The following is a 4,019-nucleotide window of genomic DNA, read 5'->3' as shown; positions in this document are numbered from 1 at the left end:
AAATTTCTATAGAAGAAGAATGGGATAACATGATAGAACATTATAGAGAATTATATGCTGATGAATTTATAAAATATGCTACGCCATTGTATAATCAAAGAATAGCAAATGACAAAAAATAGAGGGATATTAATATCCCTCTATTTTTTGTTAATACAGACAATACTATACAATCATTTATTTGTATTTAGCATTTTTCTATATTGAGAAGGAGTTATACCTTTGTATTTTTTAAATACATAGATGAAATATTTAGAATTACTAAAACCAACTTTTGCAGCAATTTCTTTAATTTTTGCATCTGTATGTAATAAATCACAAGCAGCTTTTAATCTTTTTTCGGTAAGGTATTCAATAAAAGTTTTGTTATTATTTTTTAAAATTTTATATATATAAGAAGAACTTAGATTAATTGCTTGAGATAATTTATCCATAGAAATATCTTCGTGATAATGTTTATCAATATAATCTAAAATAGTATTTAAATAAATTTTCTCATTATTATTTTGTAATTTTTGAATTTTACTACATGTATAATTAATAATATTAGTTAAAACTTTTTTTGCAGCATAAACAGTTTTAATAGATAAAGTTAAATGCCAAATATCATATTTTAAATATGTATTTTTAGATATATCTATGTTGTTTTTTAAAGCAACATGCAATATATTGGATAGAACAGAAAGAACAAATTGTTCAAATTCAATTTTGGATATTCTTTGACTTTTATCCATTTGGTCTAAGATTTCATTAACTTGTTTTAGACATGCATCAGTATTTCCTTGTAATAAATAATTTTTAAAAATATCATTATTTAATTCATATAAACAAACTTCTTCACTATTATCATTATTATTAATATTATCTAAAAAAATAATACTGCTTGTTTTATTTAAGTACCTATGGCGTAAAGCTTGAGCACTTTGTAAATAAAGAGTATGTAAATGTTTAATATTATTACTTTTTTGACTTATACCAAAAGCTATTCTTATATTATATTGATCATTTGATAAAGATACAATTTGTTTTGTTATTTTATTAAGTAATAATTCTTCTGTAGAGAAATTATCAAAATAAGTATTCACTATGATTGCTAAATTATCAAAATCCATGTAAACAATATGTGTTTCGATATTATATTCTTCAAATACTGATTTAATTATATTTGAGATCTTTTCTTTTATTGCATTAATATTGACATTTTTATTTTTTAATGCGTATAAATTAATTATTTCTACATTAATAACGTAAAAATAATCGTGTTTAAAATTAAAATCTTCTAATATACCGGAATTTACTTTTGAATTTGTAAGAATATAATATAGAATTCTTTCTTTGTATAAGGGAGAAGTCTTTTTTATTTTTTCTAACATCACTACATTATCGTTTAGTGTATTTAAGATGTTATCTCTAAAACCTTTAATAAAATTTAATCCTATATTTCCATTACTAATCTTATTAAGTAATTCATCCATAGGTTTTGTAGCTTTTTTTGAAATAAAAATTGCTATCAAAATAGATAACATTAATATAATGATAGTTCCAGATAACAAGATTTTTTTTAATTTAAAAAAAATAAAATCTACGTTATTTTTAGAATCTATCCAAATGAAATTCCAAGGGAATAAAGTGGATGGCATAATATTAATTAAAAGTGGTTGTCCTTTAAATTCTGTTATTAATTGTTGTTTATCTAAAGAATAATGTAGTTTATCTTTGTTTATAAGTTCAGTTATTAAATCATTATTGAGATCTCCTAGTATAATATTATTTTTTTCGTTTATTATTGCAAAAGTAATCCCGGATGTATCTTTTAGTTTTGACATTGCTTCATCATAAATTTTTTCAATATCTACATTAATAATAATCTTATTAAAATAGTTACTGCCATAGGGTAATGTATATATAATACTTAAAACTTCATGATTTAAATTTGTATTAAAGTGAGAATCTTTTAATTCTCTTCGGTCAATTAAGATGATATTATATGGATTATCACTTTTAAAACCAATCCATTCATTATCTGGAAAATCTAAGTAATCACAAACTCCATAATTGGTATCATATATTTTCCCGGTTTTATTTATGTATAATGATACAGAATAAATGCTATCAGAAATATTTTTAAGTTGAATAAGCCAATCTAAAATATATCGTTTTTCTTGATAATTTAATACTTTACTATCACTGCTTTGAATAAGGTTTAAAATACTATCATTACTATATATTTGTTTATTAATTTTTAAAATAGATTCATATATTTGTTCAATAGACGCTTTAGATTGATGTAGTAAATTTTCGTTATATTGATTATGAATTTGTATTATCTCATCTTTCATACTATTTAAGTATAATAGATAATTACTTATTGTTATTAATAAAGTAAATATTATTAAGATAGAAAATAAAGAAATAAAAAATTTATTATTAATTTTTTTTGTTAATAGCATTATTTTCACTCCAATTTTATTACTATTATACAATAAAAAAATATATTATTAATTTTTATTCTCATCTTTATTATCAATAATATATATAAAAATAATAATTTGATTTAAATCATAGTTCAATATGAAGTAAAAATAAATACCAATATAATATAATTATACAGAAATAGTATAAAAAAATCTATAAAAACCTTTATTTTAGGCAATTTTGAATAAAGAGAAAAAATTTAGAATTTAATATTTGTTTCATATTATGTAAAATTGAAATTGAACAAACTTAAATAAATTTTATGGAGGTGTATTTGATGACTATTGTAAAGAAAAGTTTTGTTTATCTAATGGTATTAATTATGATTATTAGTATAGGGGGGTGTGGCAATAGTAGTGAATCAAATGAAGAAGCAAGTGTTTCTAAAAATAATGTTGAACAAAATATTAAAGACAATACTAATAATAATGACCCAGTAAAAATCATAATGAGAAATGTAAATAACGGTGGTGCTGAAGCAGTAGATAATGAATTAGTACATAAGTATATAGAAGAACAGTCAGGAATAAAATTTGAAGTTATTAATATGCCAGATACAACAGAATTAGCTAGAAAAATCAATTTATCTCTAGCAGGGCAAGAAGATGTGGATGTTATTCAAACATCGTTTTCTGCCGCCTCAATGGCAGATTTGCAAGAAAGGGGAGCACTAATGCCTTTAAGGGACTTAATTGAAGAATATGCACCAAGATTAAAAGAGGCATTTACAGAAGAACAGTGGAAATCTGTTTCAGATGCAAATGGAGAAATTTGGGCTATTCCTAGATTACAAGAAGATNAACAGTGGAAATCTGTTTCAGATGCAAATGGAGAAATTTGGGCTATTCCTAGATTACAAGAAGATATGGGATATGCCATTGCCATTAGAAAAGATTGGAGAGAAAAACTTGGCATGAAAAAACCAGAAACTATTGAAGAATTTGAAGAATTTTTAATAGCAGTTAGGGATGCAGATTTAGATGGGAATGGCAAACATGATACTATACCACTTTTGAGTGTTACAGGATTTAATGAACTAGAATGTGCTTTAGGATATAGTATTATGGGTGTTCCTGTATTAACTGGACGAACTTCTTTTTCTAATTATATTGATGAAAATGGGAATGTCACACCTATTGCTCTACATCCAAGATATAAAGTATATATAGAAACCATTGCTAGATGGTATAAAGAAGGATTATTACATCCAGAACAATATTTATTACAAAAAGACCAAGCTGAAGACCTTATTATTGCAAATAGAGTAGCAGCCCATGCTGGATGGTATTCAAGATTTATAAGACCATGGGAAAAGTTAATTGAAAATGTACCAGAAGCAGAATATGAATATATTACATTAAAAAGATATGATGGTGGAGATTATAAGGTAACAAGAGGATATCCAGCTAATCCAGGGATGAGTATTGTAAGTTATTCAGATAATGCAATTAATGCATTGAGATTATTTGAATGGATGGCAACTAATGCAGAAAACTTTATAACAACAAGATACGGAATAAAAGGAACTCATTGGGAATGGGTTG

General features: G+C 24.0%; 2 protein-coding genes. One reads left to right on the top strand and one right to left on the bottom strand.

The features are described 5' to 3' along the window. Positions 1 to 173: 173 nt before the first annotated feature. Complete coding sequence (locus tag OM90_RS10315) at positions 174 to 2,450, bottom strand: AraC family transcriptional regulator (RefSeq protein ID WP_058486806.1); 2,277 nt, start codon at positions 2,448 to 2,450, stop codon at positions 174 to 176. Between the two features lie 287 nt (positions 2,451 to 2,737). On the opposite strand from OM90_RS10315, the gene OM90_RS10310 reads away from it, so the two are divergent. Beyond that, a partial coding sequence (locus OM90_RS10310) for an extracellular solute-binding protein (RefSeq protein WP_084758035.1) occupies positions 2,738 to 4,019 on the top strand: 1,282 nt, incomplete at its 3' end.

This window comes from Defluviitalea phaphyphila (assembly GCF_001466305.1).
GTDB lineage: Bacteria > Bacillota > Clostridia > Lachnospirales > Defluviitaleaceae > Defluviitalea_A > Defluviitalea_A phaphyphila.
The sequence above is the reverse complement of the archived record's forward strand: the minus strand, read 5'-3'. Positions and strand labels throughout refer to the sequence as shown.

What these genes read in the sequence shown, in the direction of transcription:
- OM90_RS10315 (WP_058486806.1), bottom strand. Translation starts at nt 2,450, where the DNA reads ATGCTATTAACAAAAAAAATTAATAATAAATTTTTTATTTCTTTATTT.